General features: G+C 72.0%; 18 protein-coding genes. 9 read left to right on the forward strand and 9 right to left on the reverse strand.

Annotated elements, in window-relative coordinates; translation table 11 throughout:
* Positions 1-684, reverse strand: a complete 684-nt coding sequence (locus tag ACSHT8_RS09910; protein WP_436499889.1) for a GAF and ANTAR domain-containing protein — start codon at positions 682-684, stop codon at positions 1-3.
* Between the two features lie 134 nt (positions 685-818).
* Between ACSHT8_RS09910 and ACSHT8_RS09915 the strand changes: the two genes are divergently transcribed.
* On the forward strand, positions 819-1,160 hold the full coding sequence (locus tag ACSHT8_RS09915) for an STAS domain-containing protein (protein ID WP_436499892.1): 342 nt from the start codon (positions 819-821) through the stop codon (positions 1,158-1,160).
* Between the two features lie 56 nt (positions 1,161-1,216).
* On the forward strand, positions 1,217-1,717 hold the full coding sequence (locus tag ACSHT8_RS09920) for a hypothetical protein (protein WP_436499894.1): 501 nt from the start codon (positions 1,217-1,219) through the stop codon (positions 1,715-1,717).
* On the opposite strand, the gene ACSHT8_RS09925 is transcribed toward ACSHT8_RS09920, so the two are convergent.
* From ACSHT8_RS09925 to ACSHT8_RS09950, 6 genes are read right to left on the reverse strand one after another with little or no spacing between them, the layout of a single operon-like run.
* Positions 1,714-2,256: a hypothetical protein gene (locus ACSHT8_RS09925; RefSeq protein WP_436499896.1), complete on the reverse strand. Its 543-nt coding sequence runs from the start codon at positions 2,254-2,256 to the stop codon at positions 1,714-1,716. The two genes, ACSHT8_RS09920 and ACSHT8_RS09925, sit on opposite strands and share 4 nt — an antisense overlap.
* Positions 2,253-2,981: a hypothetical protein gene (locus tag ACSHT8_RS09930; RefSeq protein ID WP_436499897.1), complete on the reverse strand. Its 729-nt coding sequence runs from the start codon at positions 2,979-2,981 to the stop codon at positions 2,253-2,255. The genes ACSHT8_RS09925 and ACSHT8_RS09930 overlap by 4 nt, the downstream gene beginning before the upstream one ends.
* Entirely contained in the window at positions 2,978-4,795 is a 1,818-nt protein-coding gene (locus ACSHT8_RS09935; RefSeq protein ID WP_436499899.1) for a carbamoyltransferase family protein, read from the reverse strand. Before ACSHT8_RS09935 ends, ACSHT8_RS09930 begins: the two co-directional genes overlap by 4 nt.
* 15 nt (positions 4,796-4,810) lie before the next feature.
* A complete protein-coding gene (locus ACSHT8_RS09940) occupies positions 4,811-6,097 on the reverse strand; it encodes a hypothetical protein (protein WP_436499901.1) in 1,287 nt (428 codons plus the stop codon).
* Entirely contained in the window at positions 6,094-7,311 is a 1,218-nt protein-coding gene (locus tag ACSHT8_RS09945; protein ID WP_436499903.1) for an ATP-grasp domain-containing protein, read from the reverse strand. The genes ACSHT8_RS09940 and ACSHT8_RS09945 overlap by 4 nt, the downstream gene beginning before the upstream one ends.
* Positions 7,308-8,342, reverse strand: a complete 1,035-nt coding sequence (locus tag ACSHT8_RS09950; protein WP_436499905.1) for a glycosyltransferase family 2 protein — start codon at positions 8,340-8,342, stop codon at positions 7,308-7,310. The genes ACSHT8_RS09945 and ACSHT8_RS09950 overlap by 4 nt, the downstream gene beginning before the upstream one ends.
* 332 nt (positions 8,343-8,674) lie before the next feature.
* On the opposite strand from ACSHT8_RS09950, the gene ACSHT8_RS09955 reads away from it, so the two are divergent.
* The 7 genes from ACSHT8_RS09955 (at position 8,675) to lexA (ending at position 14,544) form a co-directional block, all read left to right on the forward strand.
* Positions 8,675-9,427: a hypothetical protein gene (locus ACSHT8_RS09955; RefSeq protein WP_436499907.1), complete on the forward strand. Its 753-nt coding sequence runs from the start codon at positions 8,675-8,677 to the stop codon at positions 9,425-9,427.
* Positions 9,424-10,506 carry a hypothetical protein gene (locus ACSHT8_RS09960; RefSeq protein ID WP_436499909.1) on the forward strand — a complete coding sequence of 361 codons (1,083 nt, stop codon included), beginning with the start codon at positions 9,424-9,426 and terminating at the stop codon, positions 10,504-10,506. The genes ACSHT8_RS09955 and ACSHT8_RS09960 overlap by 4 nt, the downstream gene beginning before the upstream one ends.
* A complete protein-coding gene (locus tag ACSHT8_RS09965; protein ID WP_436499911.1) occupies positions 10,503-11,552 on the forward strand; it encodes a GNAT family N-acetyltransferase in 1,050 nt (349 codons plus the stop codon). Before ACSHT8_RS09960 ends, ACSHT8_RS09965 begins: the two co-directional genes overlap by 4 nt.
* Positions 11,549-12,553 (forward strand): GNAT family N-acetyltransferase, encoded by a 1,005-nt coding sequence (locus ACSHT8_RS09970; RefSeq protein WP_436499913.1) that lies wholly within the window; start codon positions 11,549-11,551, stop codon positions 12,551-12,553. Before ACSHT8_RS09965 ends, ACSHT8_RS09970 begins: the two co-directional genes overlap by 4 nt.
* Positions 12,554-12,648: 95 nt before the next feature.
* Positions 12,649-12,837, forward strand: coding sequence for a hypothetical protein (locus ACSHT8_RS09975; protein ID WP_436499915.1), 189 nt, complete (start codon positions 12,649-12,651; stop codon positions 12,835-12,837).
* A 40-nt stretch (positions 12,838-12,877) separates the two neighbouring features.
* The gene (locus tag ACSHT8_RS09980; RefSeq protein ID WP_436499917.1) at positions 12,878-13,834 is read left to right on the forward strand and encodes a carbohydrate kinase family protein; all 957 of its coding nucleotides are present in this window, start codon (positions 12,878-12,880) and stop codon (positions 13,832-13,834) included.
* Between the two features lie 53 nt (positions 13,835-13,887).
* A complete protein-coding gene (lexA, locus tag ACSHT8_RS09985) occupies positions 13,888-14,544 on the forward strand; it encodes a transcriptional repressor LexA (RefSeq protein WP_436499919.1) in 657 nt (218 codons plus the stop codon).
* A 5-nt stretch (positions 14,545-14,549) separates the two neighbouring features.
* Here lexA and ACSHT8_RS09990 read toward each other — a convergent pair whose 3' ends face one another.
* Positions 14,550-15,173 (reverse strand): response regulator, encoded by a 624-nt coding sequence (locus tag ACSHT8_RS09990; RefSeq protein ID WP_436499921.1) that lies wholly within the window; start codon positions 15,171-15,173, stop codon positions 14,550-14,552.
* Entirely contained in the window at positions 15,170-16,315 is a 1,146-nt protein-coding gene (locus ACSHT8_RS09995) for a sensor histidine kinase (protein ID WP_436499923.1), read from the reverse strand. Before ACSHT8_RS09995 ends, ACSHT8_RS09990 begins: the two co-directional genes overlap by 4 nt.
* Between the last annotated feature and the right edge of the window lie 114 nt (positions 16,316-16,429).

Consider the following 16,429-nt stretch of genomic DNA (forward strand, 5'->3'; position numbering starts at 1 on the left):
TCACTCTCCGGAATCCAGCCGCAAGCGGCGTTCGATGATTTTTGTCGCGACCTCGGCGAGGGGCAACCGGTTGGCGAAGGCGTGTGCCCGGATGCGCGCCAACGCGTCGGCGACCCCGATGTCGAGCTGCACGGCGACGATCCCGCTGGCCTGGTGCACCTCGGGATGGATGTCGAGCAGGTCGGGCAGCGTCGTGGCGGGCGGCCCGTGCAGGTCGTCGAAGATGGCCGACGTCGCCGCGTCGGCGAGCAGGAACGCGTCCAGCAGCTGATCTGGGGTCAGCGGGCCCGCGGTGCGCCGGTGCAGCGTCAACACCCCGAAGCGGCTGGCCCCGATCAGCAGCGGGAAGGCGAACACGGCGGCCACCCCCAAGGCGACGGCGTCCGGGGTGAACGCGTGCCACCGCCCGGTGTCGGTGGCGAGGTCGGGCACCAGGACCGGCCGCCCCAGGTCGAACGCATCGACCGACGGCCCCTGCCCGGCGACGGCCTCCACCTCGTCGAGGCGCGCGGCGAGCGCGTCGTCCCGGGGAAGCACCGCGCCGATGCCGCCGAGCACCCGTACTCGGGCACCGGAGACGGCGAGTTCGGCTTCGCAGAGCGCGCAGATGCCGTGCAGCACGCCCTCAACGCCGTCGTACACCGCGAGCAGCGCCAGCAGCCGCGCGCGTCGTTCAGCGCTCACCGTGCGGCCTCTTCACCCACCAACCGTAGTCCCCGGCGATCACGGGTGCCGATTGACGGTGGTGGTACAACTGGAGTGAGCTGCCCCGGACCCTGGCAGCCGATCTGACCACGACGGATCGGCAGGGATGTCGGGTGGACACAGCGCGGTACGTGAATCAACGTCAGGTCTCGGCCGACCCGCCGATGACCGTGATCGAACTCTCCGGCGAGATCGACGCCCAGACGGCACCTGCGATCTGGAAGTCCCTGGCGCCGTTGCCGGGCCACGACGTAGTGGTCGACCTGTCCGGCATCACCTTCATCAGCCTCACCGGCCTCGACCTGCTGCTCGCCCTGTGCGCCGACGAACGCCCCGGCGCGACCCGCCGTCTCGCCGCCCCGCCGAGGTGCGTCCGCCGGATCATCGAGCTCACCTCGACCTACGCCGAGTTGCTCTGCTGGCCGACCCTGGCCGAGGCCCGCGGCGTCCGATGAGCCACTAGTTTCACCGATCCCGTCCTCCGGCGGCCCGGTTGCCGCAGAATGCCGCCGTGCGCACTCGACTGGCCGCGACGGCCTGCCTTCTCCTGCTCGCGGGCTGTGGTTCCACGGTCGCCGGGACCGCGGTCCCCGCCCCGCCGCGCCCGCTCAAGGACTCCATCGCCACCGTCGACGTCGGCGAGTGGGTCGACACCCCGGTGGACCTGCGCTTCGTGGTGGACAAGATCGAGGTCGACCCGGGCTGCACCGCCAAGAACCCGCTTCCCCTCAAGTCCGGGCGGCACCTGGTGGTGCTGACGGTGTCGGTCGAGACCGGACCCACGTTCGCCAAGAAGGCGGACACCCCGGTGTGGGACATCTTCCACGTCTACGGGCCCTATGGCTTCGACAACGTCGGCGCCAGCCACGTCGCGCCGCGCTGCCTGCCGCAGGAGGAGACGATCTACTTCAAGACGCCCGCGCCGAACGGGAAGTATTGGGGCAAGATCGTCCTGGAGACCACCGCGACCGAGGGCATGGTCGTCCACAAGAACTGGAAGTGGAAGTTCTAGCCGGGCAGCGTCCACACCTCGGCGATCGTGGCGAACGCCGACGACGACGGGCGGTCCGGCTCGCCGCCCTGCGTGACCGCCCCGGGCAGCGGTGAGCCGCCGACCCGGATCTCGGCGGCCCGCAGCGGCGCGAGAAGCAGAGTCAGGCCATGCGGGACGCCGTCGAGCTTGAAGTCGTCGGTGGTGAACATCCTGCGGTGCAGCACCCCCGTCATGTCGATCTCCACGTCGGCGGCGCGCGCGATCACCCCAGCCGCCATGTCGATGTCGACGGCGACCTCGGTGACCTCGACCTCGGGTTCTGGCCAGGCGAGGCCGTCGGTCTCCGGGAAGTGGCGTACGAAATACCGTTCCAGCCACCGGCCCAGCGTCGCGTCGGTGGCCAGCACCCGCACCGAACCGTTGTGCCACAGCACGATCGCGTTGCCGCTGCCGTGGATCGACCAGTCGACCACCCACACCGAGGCGAACGCGATCGGCGTGCCGTCGTCGGACAGGGTCACGCACGGGTTCGCCCCGGCGAGCAGCACCTCGGTCACGCCAGCGCCTCCGGCCTCGCCACGGCGCGGTCGACCCACCGCGCCAACGGCAGGCAGGCTATCGCGGCGGCGAGCCCGAGGTGGACCACCACGAAGATCCCGGCGACCAGCACGCTCGGCGGCCCGCCCAGGAAGACGATCATGTGGGTGGCCCAGGTGAAGTGCGTCGGCTTGCCGTTGGCGAAGGTGTGGATCATCCAGAAGGTGAAGTCGTTCAAGCCGCTGATCACCACCAGGACCGCCGCGATCCCGGTCTTGAGCACCACCGCGGTGCGCGCGCCGCCGAGCCGGTAGGCCATCAGCGCGAACAGGGTCACGTAGGTGACCGTCAGCAGCTCGAACTGGTACACCGGGACGAACGCCTCCGGGTCGGCCACGTTCTTGCCGTAGGCGAGGATCCGCTCGACGAGCCCGGTGTCCAGCACTCCCATGTAGAACAGCGTCGCGAGCAGGAACAGCGCCGGGCCGAACCGCCCGCGCGGCAGCACCGCGACCGCGAGCACCGCGAACACGAACGGGCTCAGCCGGAACGCCCAATCGGCGATGTTCGCCAACTCCTGGTGCGGCGGGAGCACCAGCATGATCAGCCCGGCCAGCGCGCCCGCGGGCACGGCGAACACCAGCCACAGCCAGCTCCTGGCCCCGTGCAGCGACCGCACGATCCGGTCGAACGCGGGCTCCCCCGCGCCGACGGGGTCCGGCCGGGTCGTCGTCGTCTCGCTCATGCGCCGTCGTCCTCGATCTTCGTCTTCTCCACCCAGAACGGGCCGAGTGCCAGGGCGTCCACATCGGTCTTGAGGTAGCACGCCACCGCGTCCTGCGGTGTGCACACGATCGGCTCCTCGTTGTCGTTGAACGAGGTGTTGACGACCATGGGCACGCCGGTGATCTTCTCGAACTCGGAGATCATCCGGTAGTACAGGGGGTTCTCCTGCTCGGTCACGGTCTGCACGCGCGCGGTCCCGTCGACGTGGGTGATCGCGGGGACGACCGCGCGCTGGTGCTCCAGCACATCGAACACCAGCAGCATGACCGGCGACGGGTAGCCGCTGGCGAAGTACTCCCCCGCCCGCTCGGCCAGGCAGGACGGGGCGAACGGCCGGAACGCCTCCCGGTGCTTGACCTTCTCGTTCATCCTGGTCTTGGACTCGGGGTCGCGCGGGTCGGCGACCAGCGACCGGTTGCCCAGTGCCCGCGGCCCGCACTCCATCCGGCCCTGCACCCAGCCCACGATCAGGCCGTCGGCGATCTTGGCCGCGGTGTGCGCGGCGATGTCGTCCACCCGCCGGTAGTCGAGCCCCGCGTCCTTGAGCGCCTGCTCCATCTCGGCGTCGGTGTAGCCGGGACCGGTGTAGGTGTAGCCGGTGGTCGGGCGGGGCAGACCGAGGTCGCCGACGCCGACGGCGAGCGCGGAGCCGAGCGAGGCGCCGTCGTCGGCCGCCGCGGGCTGGGCGAAGAACTCCTCGAACGGGGTCTCCAGCAGGATCCGGCCGTTCATCACGCTGTTGAGCGCGACGCCACCGGCCACGCACAGCGACTTCGACCCGGTCTGCCGGTGCAGCCAGCGGGCGAGGTGCAGCCCGGCCTCCTCCAGGGTGACCTGCAGCGCGTAGGCGATGTCCATGTAGTGCTGGTCGATCGGGTTCTCCGCGGTGACCCGGGTCTTGGGCCGGGCGGGCCCGAAGGTGTCGATGAACTTCTGGGACACGACGTGCTTGCCGGTGCGGTGGTGCCGGAACCAGGACAGGTTCAACTCGAACCCGCCGTCCGGGTCGAGGTGTACCAAGTCCTTGAACGCCTCGACGTAGGTGTCGTTGCCCAGCGGGGCCAGGCCCATCACCTTGCCCTCGTCCCTGGTCGGGTAGAAGCCGACGTAGCCGGTGATGATCGCGTACATCGCGCCGAGCGAGTGCGGGAACTTGATCCGCCGCAGGTCGGTGAGCTTGCTGCCCTCGCCCATCGCGAGCAGCGTGCTGGTGCCGTCGCTGCCGATGCCGTCCATGGTCAGCACCGCCGACGAGTCGAACGGCGAGATGTAGAACGCGCTGGCCGCGTGCGCGCGGTGGTGGTCGACGAGATGGGTCTTGAACTTCGTCGGGCCGGTGTGGCCGACGGCGGCCCGGACGTCGTCGGCGAGGCTGAAGGAGCGCTTCAGGTGGGCCATCACCGCGCCGCCGACGTGGTAGTCGTCGACGCCCTTGCCGCCGCCGGACTTGATCGTCTCGACCAGCCCGGCCGCCTTGCCGCCGCCGTCGCCGTTCTCGTTGCGGAACACGTCGAGCGTGCCGGGGAAGTAGCGCGCGAACACCTTCGCCGCGTGGATGCCCTCGCGCCAGCGCTGCCAGTAGTAGGCGACGTGGTCGACGTCGGCGAGGGTGATCCCGGCCTCGCGCAGGCAGTACTCGATGGCCTTGGCCGGGAAGCCGCCGTCGTGCTTGACGCGGGTGAACCGCTCCTCCTCGGAGAAGGCGATGATCTCCCCGTCCTTGATCAGCGCGGCCGCCGAGTCGTGCACTCTGCTGATTCCGAGAACGTACATGGCTGACTCCGTAGATCAGGGGACGGTGACGCGGTCGCGCGCCGGGAGGTCCGGCGAGCTCAGTTCGGGGTGCCGGTGCTGCAGGATCCGGCGCATGGCGAAGGCGTTGACGGCGGTGGCGAGCAGCATCGCGAGGAACCCGCCGACGGCGCCGAAGGCGGGGACGGCCACCGCGGCGAACACGACGGTCGCCACGAGCCCGGCCGCCGCGGCGGACGCGGTGGTGGTGAGTGCCTTGCCGTTGGTGTTCTCCAGCAGGAAACCGGCGTACATGACGAGCAGGAACACACCGACCTCGGCGCACACCAGCACCACGAGTACGGCGATCGTGCGCACCCCGCCCGCGTCGACGAACGCGCGGACCGCCGGGAACGCCACGGCCACCGCGAACACGCCTGCCACGGCGAGGCCGAGGCGTTCGGCGCGCCGCAGCAGCGCGCGCGCCTTGGCCCGGCCCTGCGCCGCGCCCGGCCCGCGCAGGCGGGCCGAGACACCGGGCTGGGCCAGTTTCAGCTGGTAGTAAAGGAATTGGCAGACCATGCCGGACAGCAGGAGCGCGAGGTAGAACGGTCCGCTGTCAGCGGTCCGGCCGTGGAGGGCGAGCATCAGGTACACCGACGAGCCCGCGAGCGCGTTGAGCACATCGGACAGTCCCAGCAGCCCGCTGGTGCGGGCGAGCCTGCCGAGCAGCCCCGGTCGGCCGCGACCGATGAGCCACGCGCGGGGCAGCGCGGCGATGGTGGCGCCGAGCACGGCGAGTGTCGCGGCGAGCAGCACCAGCAGGTGGTGCAGCGGCGACCACCGGATCAGCCACGTCGCCCCGGTGGCACCTAGGACGGCCACCGCGCCCGCGGTGAACGCGGCGGCGTCGAGCCAGTGCCTGCCGCGCAGCCGGTGCAGCGACGCGATGGTCATCATCGTGCCGCCCGCCAGCGACCACACGGCGGCGGCGAGGTACAGCGTCGCCGGGGAGTCCGGGGCGACGGCGAGCGCGACGACGAGCACCGCCAGGGCCGCGGCGACCGGCGCGACGGCGCCGAGCACGACGAGCCGCGCGACCGCGTCGGTGGTCGCCCGGGTGCGCGGCAGGGTCCGCAGCGCGGCCTTCTCCGGCGCCATCGTCAGGTACACCAGCCAGGAGCACAGCCCGAGCGCGTTGGCGTAGCCGCCGAACTCGTCGGCGCCCCACACCACGACCAGCGCGATCGCCATGACCTGCGAGCTGATCCGGAAAGCACCGCGCCCCGCGACCAGCCGGACCATCATGGCCAGCCGCGGCACCGCGCGCGGGGACTCGGTCACGGGAGGGGCACCGCCACGTGCTGCTCGCCGAGCAGGAACTTGAGCGTGCCGCGGATCTTGGCCTCGGCCTCGCGCAGCGCGGCGACGCTGTCCGCGCACAGCACGACCTGCCCGAGCTTGTACCCGGCCTGCTCGTAGGGCCGGACGTGGTCGCCCGGTTCGGCGAACAGGCTCAGCCGCTGGACCTCGGGCATGGCCGCGACCTGGTCGAGGCCCTCGATGGCGGCGAGATGGCCCGCCCGGTCGGAGGTGAGCAGGTGCACGAGCGTCGGCCGCGGCGCGTGCCCGGCGAGGCGCAGAGGCTCCCCCACGGCCGCGGCGATCATCCCGGCGACGATGTCGACCCCGAGGTGGGTGTCGATCACCTCGGCGAGGCCGTTGCCGCCGATGCGGGCGCCCATCTCGATCAGGTACAGGTTGCCGTCCCTGCCGAGCACGGCGTCGAGGGTCATGGGGCCGTTGACGTAGCCGAGGTCGGCGCACACCGCGTTGAGCATCGCGACGAGCTGCTCGTTCGCCGAGGCGGGCAGGCCCGCCGGGAGCAGGTGGGCCGAGGTGACGAAGTACGGCGGCGGGGTGACCGTGCGCTCGGTGACGGCGTGGAAGGCGACTCTGCCGTTCTCGACGAGCGCCTCGACCGAGAAGTGGTCCCCGTCGACGTACTCCTCGATCACCACCCGCCCCGCCGGGGAGAACGCCAGCGCCTCGGTGAACGCCGACTCCAGGCGGCGCGGGCCCGGGCAGGCCACGACACCGCGGCTGCCGGAGGAGTCGACCGGCTTCACCAGCGCCGGGAACCTCAGCTGCTGCGCGGCCGCGACGAGTTCGGGTCCGGGAACACCCCCGACGGAGCCGTAGCTGGGCAGGCCGAGGCGCCCGCAGATCTCGCGGAACACCTGCTTGTCCACTGACGCCTGGACCGCGCGCTCCGGCAGCGGATTCGGCAGGTTCCAGTGGCGGGCGAGCCACGCCTGCGCGGGCAGGCCGACGTCGCTCGCCGGGCACAGCACGCCCGCGATGTCGTCGCGGTCCAGCAGCGCCGCCGCGACCTGCTCCGGCGCGCGCACGCTGACCTGCACGAACTCGTCGGCGTAGGCGACGCCCGCCGCCGACGGGCGGATGTCGACGGCGATGGTGTGGTAGCCGAGTTCCCGCGCGCGCTGGTAGGTGCTCACCGAGCCGTCGGCCGCACCGAGGATGACAAGGGACTTCATCGGCGCGCCTCCTGCGGGGTACCGCCGACGCGGGGCTCGGGGGCCAGCAGATCGTGCTGGACCGGCTCGGCGTCGAAGCGGTCTTCATGGCTGATCGGGATGTTGGCGTCGCGGATGTAATAGAGCCGGGGCCTGGGCTGGCCCGATCCGACGACGACGAGATAGCGGATCACCAGCGACGTGCCGGTGAGCGCGACGGCGAGCACGGCGAACAGGCCCGCGGGGACGGCGGCACCGGCGACAAGCCCAACAGCCACGGCGAGTCCGAAAAGGATGGAGACAGCCGCGGTGGCGAGAGAGGCGACCGAGACGATCGTCGCGAGGCGCCCGGTGAAGCCGACGAACAGCTCGATCGCGTGCTTGGCCAGCCAGCCGAAGCCGACCTTCGACACGCCCCGCTGCCGCGCGCGGTGTCCGACCTGGACGGTCGTGTACCGGTTCGTGAGCCGGGGCACGGTGGCGAAGAAGTGGGGGTTTCCCATGCGCAGCGCCACAACGGCGCGCGCGAGCGGGGTGCGCACGACCCGGAACGCGGTGGCGCCCAGCGGCAGTTCCATGCGCAGGACACGCCGTGCCACGAAGTGGAAGGCCGCCGTGCCCCACCGGCGCAGCCTCGGGTCCTGGCGGTTGGTCCGCACGCCGAACACCGCGTCGTACCCGGTCGCGGCGGTGTCGATGAGCAGCCGCGCCTGGTCGGCGGGGAACTGCTGGTCGGCGTCGATGTGCAGGATCCACGGCTTGCCCGCGTACCGGTATCCGGCGGAGAACGCGGCCTCGAACCCGTAGTTGCGGGTGAAGGTGATGTAGCGGACCCGCGGGTCCCGCCGCACCAGGCCGATGATCGCCTCAAGGGTCCCGTCGGTGCTGCCGTCGTCGACGAAGACCAGTTCGAGGTCGAGGTCGCCGAACTCGCCGACGATCTCCTCGTAGCACGGGACGACGTTGTCGACCTCGTTGAAGCAGGGGATGACCACGCTGAGCGCGGCGATGGGGTGCGGCGGACCGGCGTGGGTCATCTGGTGGCCTGGCATGGCGCTAAGAGCCGCACATCCTGGCCGAACGTGGTCATTTGATCGCTCGGAGTAACCGTGTGTCGCATCGAAGATCCTCCGATCAACTGACGCAAGGTTCGTGGGCAGCCACGGTGTGTGAGGCCAGTGGAGTTATATGCCGAAGACAACCCGTTTCGGAACACGCGGTTCGACGATTTGCGCCACTCGGTCTAGCAGGCGGGTTTCCCGAGTGGGACATTTGACCTAACTTCAGCCGGCCATGGCGGAAATTTTCGAGCACGGATGCACACTGCCGACCTGTGTGGACAACCTGGCGGCACCGCATCCGAGGCAGGACCTACCGCGGGCTGGTGCGATCGACCTTCGCGACCGTCCCGTTCTACCGGGCACGCTGGGCGCTCGACGGCCGCACCGCCCCCGTGCTCGTCCCCGGGCGCACCGGCGGCCGCGCCGAGGGGGCCAGCGCGGCGTCCGTCGCCCGTGGACACCTTGTCGATCTTGTTCCACTCGCGGGCGGCGCCGCCGAACTCGACCCGACGCGCGGCCTCGGGGCGGCGCTGACCTTCTCGATCGGACTCTCCCCCGGCGACATCGTCGCCCTGCTCGACGCCGACGCGCCGCACCCGCCCGCGGACCTGCCCGCCGGGGTCCGGGGCTGCCTGCTGCGCGCCGACGACCTCGGGGGCACCGCGACCACCGAGCTGGCCGACGCGATCCGACGCGGCCAGCGCGTCGTCGCCGTGGGGTCCGACAAGGAACTCGCCCTCCTCGGGGCCGCCCTCCCGGACGGGGTCGCGCCTCTGCTCACCCGGGTCCCGCACCGCGCCGCCGACCAGCTCGACGGCGGCCCGTTCGGCGTCCTGCACGACGCCACGCTCGGGTATCTCGGCGCGCTCGCCGGATGTGGCCGCTGGCATCTCGATGAACGGTCCGTCCACGTGCGACCCACCCAGTCCGGGCTCGCGTTCACGCTGCTGCGCCAGCACTCCCCACGCCTGGTCGACATCCTGGTGCCGGGATCGGACCGGGTGGACGTCGGCCGGTGCCCGCGGCACGGCACCCCGGTGCTCGTCGCGGCCGAGGCGCGGGGAGCCGACCAGTGATCCGAACGGCGGCGCTCACCGTCCAGATCGCCGATCCCCGCGTCGACCCGCGACCCGACGGCTGGGCGGAGTTCGCCAGGGACCTGTACCCGGTGTGGGACTACGACCTGCTCGGCATCGAGGCGTGGCACGCGCGCAACCCGCCGGTGCTGGCGGTGCTCCGCGACGGCCCGCGCGTGGTGGGCGGGCTGGCGGTCATGGTGTGCCGGACGTTGCGGGCGGGCGGCTTCGCGCCCGCGCCGACGGGAAGGACGCGGAGCCTGCGCCCGCGCTGGGCCGAGGCGTATCTGCCGCTGCTGTCGGGATATCCGGCGTGTGTGACCGCCGACGACGTGCCCGCCGCCGACCTGCGCGCGCTCATCCGGGCGTTCGAGCGGGCCCTGGCGAAGTGGGTCGGGCCGGGGCTGCTCGGGGTGATGTACCGGGCGATGGGCGACGACGTCGCCGCGGCCGCCGGGGGCCGGGCCCGCGCGTACCGCAGGATCGACCCGATCGCGGTGCTCACCAACACCGGGATGAGCGTTCCGGACTGGCTCGAATCCTTGGCGCCGGAGTGCCGAGCCGTGATCGATCGGCTGGCCGCTGACCCCGGCCTGGTCACCGAGGCGGCCCCGGGCCGGACGGACCTGGACGCGCCCGAACTGGCGGCCATGCTCAACGCGCACCGGGCGCGGCAGGACCAGCGGGCCTGGGACGGCGGCCAGCCGTCGCGGATCGGCGGCCTGCACCTGGACACCCGCAGTCCGGTCGCGCCCGCCTACCTCGACGCGTTCGTGCGCAGGCCGGAGGTGATCACCCGGACCTACCGCACGCCGGAGGGCACGCTGCTCGGGTTCAACACCATGATCGACCACCCGCGCGGCGTCGCCATGCACCACTGGGCCGCCACCCCGGCGAGCCAGGGCGGCGTGCCGTACCTCTACGCCGACGCCTACGCGCGATGCGTGCGCCACATGATCGACAATGGCAGGCCGGAGCTGACGGCGGGCCGCGCGCTGCTGGATGTCAAGCGGCGCTTCGGGTTCGGCACGCGCGAACTCGCCACGGTCGCCGTGCCCCGACCCGTGATGGGCCGGTGAGGCGCGTGGTGATCGACGTCCTCGACCCCAGGACCGACCCGGAACCGGCCGACTGGCAGCGGTTCTGCCGCGCGCACCAGGCGTTCGTGACGTGGGACTACGGGCTGATGGGCGCGGAGAGCCGCGCGTCCGGTGGCCCCAACCTGCTCGTGCTCGCCCGCGAGGGTGGGGCCATCGTGGCGGCGGTCGTGGTGCTGATCGGCAGCTACCGGGCAGGCGACCGCGGCACGCCAGGACGGGTCCGCGGACTGTCCACAGTGGCGCCGCGCTGGGTGGAGGTGCACAACCGCTGGCTGTCCGGCTACCCGGCGTGGGCGTTCGCCGAACACCTCGACGCCGCCGCGCGCCGCGACGTGTTGCGCGCGTTCGAGCGGGCGGTCTGCCGCTACACCGGCCCCGGCTGCCTCGGGGTCGTGTACCGGTGTGTCCGGCCGCCCGAGGAGGCGATGGTCAGCGGCCGGGGCAGACTCGCCAGGGACGCGATGGGCTACGCGGAACTGGACAACGCGTTCACCACCCTGGAGGACTGGGTCGCCTCGCTGCCGCGCAACCGGCGGCACAGCGTGCGCGGCCAGCTGCGCAAGATCGCCGCCGACCCCGACCTCACGACCGCCTTCGCCCCCGCCCGCGCCGACGTCGATCCGGCCGAGGCGGCGGGGCTGATCAACGCCCACCGCGAGTCGTTCGGCAGGCTGACGCTCGACAGCCGGGGCAAGGTGACCGCGGGCTATCTCGCCGAGTTCCTCCTGCGGCCCGAGGTGCACACCCTGACCTATCGCACGGGCGCGGGCAGGCTGGTCGGCCTGGCCACGATGATCGACCACCCAGCGCACCCGGCCTACCAGCACTGGGCCACCGTGCGACCCGGCGACGGCGGCAAGCAGCACCTGTATTTCGACTCCTACGCGAGGTTCATCCGACACATGATCGACAACGGGGCGAAGTCACTCAGCGCAGGTCGGGGCATGCTCGACCTCAAAGCCAAACTCGGCTTCACTCCCCGCCCGCTGCGCGTGGTCGTCGTGCCGAGGCCGGTGGCCGGATGACCGTCGAGGTGCTCGACCCCCGGTTCGACCCCGAACCCGCGTACTGGAAAGACCTGCGGCAGCGGGCGGGCCTGCGCGCCGACTGGGCGTGGGACGTGCTCGTCACCCAGGCGTGGTGCGCGCGGACCCCGCAGCCGATCGCGGTGTTCCACGAGGACGGCCCGGTCGGCGTGGTCGCCGCGGCCTGGGTCGGCCCGTCGACCCGGCGGCACCGGTTCGTCGGCGACGGGAAAGTCCGCGTCGGCATGCTCGACGTGCGCGGCCCCGGCTCCAGCGGCGTCCCCGGCTGGTGGTTCGCCGACGGCTCCGGCGCCGACCGGATCGTCGGCGACTACGCCAGGGCGATGCGCCGCCACCTCGGCCCCGGCCTGCGCGGGATGCTGGTCCGCCAGGTCGCCGAGGAGGAACGAGGCGCCGTGGCGGGACGGCTGCGGCTGCTGCGCAAGACCGAGGACATCGGGATGCTCGACCTCACCGGCTGCGCCACGACCGCGGACTGGACCAGGCGGCTGGCGAAGAAGCGCGGACAGGACCAGCGCAGGCTCGCCGCCAGGTTCGCCGAGGACCCGTCCATCGAGGAGCGGACCGTCCCCGGCAGCGAGCTCGACCCGGTCGAGGTGGCCACCCTGCTGCGCCGCAACTACGACAAGCACCGCGACGTGCCGATCCTGCCGCTGCCCGCGTTCATCTCCTACCTCACCGCGCTGCTGGCCCAACCCGATGTCGTCATGACGGGGTACCTCGACCAGCCCAGCAACCGCCTGGTGGGGATGAGCATCCTCCTCGACCACCCCCGGTGGCCCATCCTCAAAGCGTGGGCGGCGCTCCCGCCCGGCGAGGGCGGCAAGTCCAACCTGTACTTCCACAACTTCACCCAGGTCGTCGCGTGGGCCACGGGCGCGGGGAAGACGGGGGTCATCCTGGGCAAGAAGAACTCGGCGGTGAAGCAGACCCTGGGCGCCACCGCCCTGCCCCAGTACGCGCTGGCGACCCCGCTCTGACCGCGAAGTTCACGCGATGTCCGCAATTCCCAGGCATCGGAAGTCCACTCCCCCGGCGCATCATCGATGTCCAGGCAAACGTCGAGGGAGTCGCCATGGACGTCCAGGAGTCGGCCGACCACTTGCCACGACCGCACGGGCTGCGGCTCGGGGCGATGATCGTCGGGTGCACCACCGTCGCGGCCACGTGTTTCGGGTGGGTGGTCGCGGAGATCAAGAACGACCTCCGCGACCGCGGGCCGGTCCCCTTCCCCCGCGACCCCGAGCAGCGCCGCGCCGCCTAGCACGCTGGACGGGACGCGCCTGCTCGTTGATCCTTGATGGATGAAGCCGATGATCCCGCGCGTGGTCGTCGCCGGTGAGGCGCTCATCGACCTGTTCGTCGAGGACCCCCGCCATCCCACCGCGGTCCCCGGCGGCAGCCCGGCGAACACCGCCATCGCCCTGGCCAGGCTCGGCACGCCGGTGGCGCTGCTCGCCCGGTTCGGCGACGACCGGTTCGGCGAACTGCTCGCGGGCAACCTCGCCGACAACGACGTCGACCTCGCCTACGCGGTCAAGGCGGTCGAGCCGACGAGTCTGGCGGTGGTGACCCACACCGACGACGGCCCGGCCTACGGCTTCCACGTCGCGGGCACCGCCGACTGGGGGTGGCGGGACCACGAGCTGCCCGACCTGCCCGCCGACGTGCGCGCCGTGCATTCGGGCTCGCTGGCGCTGGTGCTCGAACCAGGCGGGAGCGTGCTCGGGCGGTGGTTCGCCGCGCAGCGGGAGCACCGCGTCACCAGCTTCGACCCCAACGTCCGGCCCGCGCTCGTCGGGCCGCGCGCCGACTTCGCCGACCGGATGGCCACGCTGTGGGCGGTCAGCGACATCGTCAAGGTCAGCGTCGAGGACCTCCGCTGGGTCTACCCGGACGCCGAGCCGCTCGCGGCCGCCCAGCGGCTGCGGGACGACCACGACACCCCGCTGGTCGTGGTCACCTTCGGCGGCGACGGCGCCGTCGCGCTCCACAACGGACAGACCTACCGCCGCTCCGCGCCCAAAGTGTCCGTTGTGGACACCGTTGGCGCGGGCGACACGTTCAGCGGCGGCCTGCTGCACTGGCTCGACGAGAACGGCTCACTCAGCCACGACGGCCTCCGCGCGCTCACCGAACCCGACATCGACCGCGCCCTCCGGTTCGCCACCACGGTGGCGGCCCTGGCCTGCACACGGCCCGGCGCCGACCCTCCGCGGCGCGCGGAGGCCGACGCGGCGACCGGCGAACGCCGCCACTGACGGGCGGCGGGTCATCGCGCGGACGACGGCGTCCACCCTCTACGATTCGGCCGGTGACCGCCTACGACGACGCGTTCGACCACCTCGACACCTCCGTGCTGCCCGAGCGGCAGCAGCGGATCCTGGCCACGATCCAGGACTGGGTGGTGCGGCACGGGTACTCCCCCAGCACCCGCCAGATCGGTGACGCGGTCGGGTTGAAGTCGTCGTCGGCGGTGTCGAAGCACCTGGCGAGCCTGGAGGACAAGGGTTTCCTGCGTCGCTCGGACGCCATGTCGCGACCCATCGACGTGCGGCTGTTCCTGCGGCCGACGGCGGCCGCGGAGTCCACCGGGAACTCGGTGTCGGTGCCGGTCGTCGGCGACATCGCCGCCGGTGTCCCGATCGCGGCCGAGGAGCACGTCGACGACGTGCTCGCGCTGCCCCGGGAGCTGACCGGGCGCGGCACGGTGTTCGGTCTGCGCGTGCGCGGCGAGTCGATGGTCGACGCGGCGATCTGCGACGGCGACATCGTCGTCGTGCGCCAGCAGCACGAGGCGCACTCCGGCCAGATCGTCGCCGCGATGATCGACGGGGAGGCCACCGTCAAGGTGTACCGCCTGCGCAACGGACACGTCGTCCTTGAGGCCCGCAACCCCGCGTTCGCCGACATCGACGGCGACGAAGCGGTGATCCTGGGCGTGGTGGTGTCCGTTCTCCGCAGCGTCTGACGGCGCTATCGCTGGTGGCGGATCAGGCCGCGGTCCACGGCCGCGGCGACCGCCGCCGTGCGGGAGTCCACGTCGAGTTTAGTGAAGACGTGGACCAGGTGGGACTTGATCGTGGCCTGCGAGACGAACAGCCGCTGCGCGATCTGCTGGTTCGACAGCCCCGCCGCCACCAGCCGCAACACCTCGATCTCCCGCGGGCTCAACGACTGCGCGGGCGCCCGCATCCGGTCCATCAGCCGCACGGCGATCGACGGCGCCAGCGCGGAGTGGCCCGCCGCGGCTGAGCGGACCGCGGCGACGAGTTCCTCCGGCGGGGCGTCTTTCAGCAGGTAGCCGCACGCGCCCGCCTCGACGGCGGCGATGATGTCGGCCTCGGTGTCGTACGTGGTGAGCACGATGACGCGGGGACCATCGGGGCGCGAAGTGATCTCCCTGGTCGCGGTGATCCCGGTGAGGCCCGCGCCGAACCGCAGGTCCATCAGGACGACGTCGACCTCGCCCGCGCGCTCCACCGCGGCCTCGGCGGTGCCAACGTCGGCGGCGACCACGAGGTCGGGTTCGGACTCCAGGACCGCCCGCAGGCCCGCGCGGACGATGGGGTGGTCGTCGGCCAGCAGGAGCCTGATCATCGGCGGTCCAGGTGGACGGTCACCGCGGCACCCGCGCCGGGCTGGGACTCGACGGTGAGCAGGCCGCCGATCTCGGCGGTGCGCGACCGCATCGAGTGCAGGCCGAAGCCGCCGACCGACGGGTCGAAGCCGATTCCGTCGTCGACCACATCGAGGGTGACCGTGGTGTCCATGACGGTCAGGGTGACGTCGGCCCGCGTCGCCCGCGAGTGCTGGGTGGTGTTGGCGAGCGCGGACTGGGCGACGCGCAGCAGCGCCACCTCGATCGGCGTGGGCAGCAGGATCGACGGACCCTCGAGGTGGAAGGCGACCTCGATCCCGGACCGCGCCGCCGTGGTCTCGCACAGCCTGCCCAGGGCCGCGGGGAGCGTGGACTCCCGCAGGTCGGCCGGGGCGAGCGCGCGCACGAAGCGGCGGGCCTCGGCGAGGTTGTCCTGCGCGGTCTGGCGGGCCTGCTCGACCAGGACCGCCCGGTCCGGGTCGCGGTGGCGCTCGGCGGCCCGCAGTAGCAATTGGATGCTGGACAGGCCCTGGGCGAGCGTGTCGTGGATCTCCCTGGCCAGGCGTTCGCGTTCGTCGAGGACACCGGCTCGACGCTCCACAGTGGCCAGTTCAGCGCGGGTCCGTTCGAGTTCGACGATGAGTCGCCTGCGCTGTTCGGACTCGGCGTGCAATGCCTGGTAGCCGAGGACTGTGGCGATGACGACGCACGCGCCCAGCGCCGGTCCTACCGCCATCGCGACGGTGAAGGTCGTTTGGTGCCAGGCGAACCCGGCTACGGCGGCCGCGGTGGTGAGCACGACCGCGGTCAGGCCGATCGCGCGCGGCAGCAGGTGCAGCAGCAGGAAGAACCACGGGAACGCCAGGTAGATCGCGACCGGCGTCAGGGCCAGCAGCACCAGCCACGTCGCCATCAGCGCGCCCAGCCACAATCCGATCACCGCGAGGGAACGCCCCTCCGCCCAGCGCGGACCAGCCGCGTAGACGGCGCCGACCAGCGCGGCGACGGCCACCACGGCCGGGGCGGCGGTGTGGTCGACGACCGCGCGTCCGGCGGCCAAGGCCAGCAGGCCCAAGACAAGCAGGTGCATGCCGACCCGAAGCAGCGCGGGGATCGGCATGGCGAAGGTGCTCTCGGTCATGGCCCTGGCCAGTCTACGACCGGTCCGGGCGACCGCATCAATCGAAAGGTTGACCCGGCGATCCGCCCTTCGACGTCGGGGAACCCGTCCCTGGCGTGATGCCCGGCCCGCCGC

The organism is Actinokineospora sp. HUAS TT18 (genome assembly GCF_051364635.1).
In the GTDB taxonomy this organism is placed as follows: Bacteria; Actinomycetota; Actinomycetes; order Mycobacteriales; family Pseudonocardiaceae; genus Actinokineospora.